2 protein-coding genes and 1 pseudogene are annotated in these 3,581 nt (G+C 71.7%); all 3 read right to left on the bottom strand.

Annotated features, from left to right (window positions below):
• A partial coding sequence (locus tag I59_RS10640; RefSeq protein ID WP_042726645.1) for a VIT1/CCC1 family protein occupies positions 1-591 on the bottom strand: 591 nt, incomplete at its 3' end.
• A 220-nt stretch (positions 592-811) separates the two neighbouring features.
• Positions 812-2,257 (bottom strand): pyruvate kinase, encoded by a 1,446-nt coding sequence (gene pyk / locus I59_RS10635; protein ID WP_022903858.1) that lies wholly within the window; start codon positions 2,255-2,257, stop codon positions 812-814.
• 144 nt (positions 2,258-2,401) lie between these two features.
• Positions 2,402-3,581, bottom strand: a pseudogene (locus I59_RS19745) (glutamate synthase subunit beta); the annotation flags it as partial.

Raw genomic sequence — 3,581 nt, 5'->3', positions numbered from 1 at the left:
ACTCGCCCGCGCCATGGACAACGCACCCGCGAGGAGGCCCGCGATGCCGCTCAGGAGGACGAAGTGCCGGTCGGCGCCCGACGCGCTGATGCCGATGATGAGCGCGAGGTTCGACACCAGGCCGTCGTTCGCACCGAACACTGCGGCGCGGAACGTGCCGGACAGGCGCATCCGTCCACGGTTCGCGAGGCCGCGGACGACTTCGCCGTGGATCCGCTCGTCGGCCGCCATGCGGGCCGTCGCGTCCGCGTCCTCCGCGTACGGCGAGCGGTCCTCGGCACGCTGCATGAGCGCGAGGACGAACACCGATCCGAACCGCTTGGCGAGGGCGGCGAGCACGCGCGTCCGCAGGCTCCCCCGCTGCGGCCGGCCCACGTCGTCACCGAGGAGTTCGAGCCAGTGCTGCGCGTGCCGCCCCTCGGCGTCGGCGAGGGCGGCGAGGATCTCGCGCTCCTCGCCCTCGCGGCGGGCGGCGAGGTTCCGGTAGACGGCGGCTTCCGCGCGCTCGTCCGCCAGGTACCGACGCCAGCGACGGACGTCGGCCCCGGTCGGTGCTGACACGGTGTCATCCTGGAGGCTCACACCGGCCATCCTGCCCGGTCACGCGGGCACGTGGTCGCCTCGGCCGCGGCGCGGATCCGGAACGCGGGCACGGTCTGCCCCGGGTGCGTCCGGATCGCGGGCGCTGGCGCGGGCGCGACGTGCCCCGGTCACGTCGTGCGGGGTGGGACGCGACAGGGCGCGGACCGGAGGCGGCGTGCGTCGCGCACACCGTGCCTCCCGTCCGCGCCCTGTCGGGACGCGACCGGCGTCAGTCGCGCACGTAGGCCGGAGCGGCCTCGGCGTGCGCGTCACCGACGCGGTGCACGCGGAGGTCGTTCGTGGAGCCCTCGATGCCGGAAGGCGATCCCGCCGTCACGACGACCCGGTCGCCGGGTGCCGCGAGACCGTGCTCGAGCAACACGTCGTCGACCTGCGAGAACAGCTCGTCGGTGTGCGTCTTCCGGTCCACCAGGAAGGAACGGACGCCCCAGGTGAGCGCCATGCGGCGGCGCGTCGCCTCGTTCGGGGTGAAGGCGATGATCGGCAGGCCGTGGCGCAGGCGCGACATGCGGCGGGCGGAGTCGCCCGACTCGGTGAACACGCAGAGGTACGACGCCTCGGTGAACTCCGCGATCTCCACGGCGGCGAGGGTGATCGCGCCGCCGAGGGTGCGCGGCTTCGTGCCGAGCGGCGCGATGCGCTCGAGGCCGTGGTCCTCGGTCGACTCGACGATGCGGGCCATCGTGCGGACGGTCTGCACCGGGTACTCGCCGACGCTGGTCTCGCCCGAGAGCATGACCGCGTCCGCGCCGTCGAGCACGGCGTTCGCGACGTCGGACGTCTCGGCGCGGGTCGGGATCGGGGACGAGATCATCGACTCGAGCATCTGGGTCGCGACGATGACCGGCTTCGCCATGCGGCGTGCGAGCTCGACGGCGCGCTTCTGCACGATCGGCACGGCCTCGAGCGGCAGCTCGACACCGAGGTCGCCGCGGGCGACCATGATGCTGTCGAAGGCGTCGATGATCTCCTCGAGCGCGTCGACGGCCTGCGGCTTCTCGATCTTCGCGATGACCGGGAGGCGCTTGCCCTCCTCGTCCATGATCTCGTGGGCGCGCTGCACGTCGGCGGCGTTGCGCACGAACGAGAGCGCGATGAGGTCGGCACCCTGCCGGATCGCCCAGCGGAGGTCGGCCTCGTCCTTCTCGCTCAGCGCGGGGACGTTGACGGCGACACCGGGCAGGTTGATGCCCTTGTTGTTCGACACGGTGCCCGCGACGACGACCTCGGTGCGCACGCGCACGCCGTCGGTGTCGAGGACGCGGAGTCGCACGCGGCCGTCGTCGATGAGGAGCGGGTCACCGGGCTTGACGTCCTGCGGGAGGCCCTTGAACGTCGTGCCGCAGATCTCCTTCGAGCCGGGGACGTCCTCCGTGGTGATGGTGAAGACGTCGCCGACGGCGAGCTCGTGCGGGCCGTCCGCGAACTTCGCGAGGCGGATCTTCGGACCCTGCAGGTCGACGAGGATCGCGACGGGCTTGCCCAGCTCCGCGGCGGCGCGACGGACGTTCTCGTAGTTGGCCTCGTGGACGCTGTAGTCACCGTGGCTGAGGTTGAGCCGGGCGACGTCGACGCCCGCCTCGATGATCTCCTTGACGGTCTCGTACTCCGACGTTGCCGGTCCGAGCGTCGAAACGATCTTTGCGCGTCTCAATGGATTCCTTCTGGTGGTGGGTGGTGCTTGGGTTTCCGCGCTGTGGGGCCGCGCGGAACGAAGCGAGGCCACCAGCACCCTACCGAGTGCTGGTGGCCTGCCGCTCACTCGCGGGTCGGGGTTCCCGATGCGTTCACGTCGGTCTCAGACCGTGATCGCGCGGTCGGTCGCCTTGACCGGAGCGGGCAGGATCGTCGACCCCTCGAGGTAGGCGTCGACCTTGGCCGCTACGGCACGGCCCTCGGCGATCGCCCACACGATGAGCGACTGTCCGCGACCGGCGTCCCCGGCGACGAAGACGCCCGGTTCGTTGGTCGAGTAGTCGGCCTCACGAGCGAGGGCGCCGGAGGGTGCAGTGGGCAGGCCGAGCTGCGGCGCGATGGTGTCCGTCTCGGGGCCGGTGAAGCCCATGGCGATGAGCACGAGGTCCGCAGGGATCTCGCGCTCGGTGCCGGCCTTCGGCACACGACGGCCGTCGAGGTACTCGGTCTCGGCGACCCGGAGGGCACGGACCTCGCCGGCCTCGTTGCCGAGGAACTCGACGGTGGAGGCGAGGAAGTGCCGCTCGCCACCCTCCTCGTGTGCACTCGTGACCTCGAACACGGTCGGGAACATCGGCCACGGCTGCTCGGACGGACGCTCGAGCGGCGGCTGCTTGCCGATCGCGAGGTTCGTCACGCTCAGGGCGCCCTGCCGGTGCGCCGTGCCGATGCAGTCCGCGCCGGTGTCGCCGCCGCCGATGACGACGACGTGCTTGCCCTCGGCCGTGGTCTGGTTGTCGACCGTCGTGCCGGCGTTCGTCTTGTTCTGCTGCACGAGGTAGTCCATCGCGAAGTGGACGCCGGCGAGGTCACGACCGGGGATCGGCAGGTCCCGCGGGACGAGCGCACCCGTCGCCACCACGACGGCGTCGTAGCGCGACTTCAGGTCGTCCCAGGTGATGTCCCGGCCGATCTCGACGCCGGCGCGGAAACGGGTGCCCTCGGCCTGCATCTGGGCGAGACGCGCGTCGATCTGGCGCTTCTCCATCTTGAAGTCCGGGATGCCGTACCGGAGCAGGCCGCCGATGCGGTCGTCCCGCTCGTAGACGGCGACGGTGTGCCCGGCGCGCGTGAGCTGCTGCGCAGCCGCGAGGCCGGCGGGGCCCGACCCGACGACGGCGACGGTCTTGCCGGTCAGGCGCTCCGGCGGGTGCGGGGTGACCCAACCGTTCTGGAACGCCTCGTCGATGATCGAGACCTCGACCTTGCTTGATCGTCACCGGCGGCTGGTTGATGCCGAGCACGCAGGACGCCTCCCACGGCGCCGGAAAGAGCCGGCCCGT

It is taken from the genome of Curtobacterium sp. B8 (assembly GCF_000333315.1).
GTDB classification, from domain to species: Bacteria; Actinomycetota; Actinomycetes; order Actinomycetales; family Microbacteriaceae; genus Curtobacterium; species Curtobacterium luteum.
This window is presented reverse-complemented; position numbering and strand designations above follow the sequence as displayed.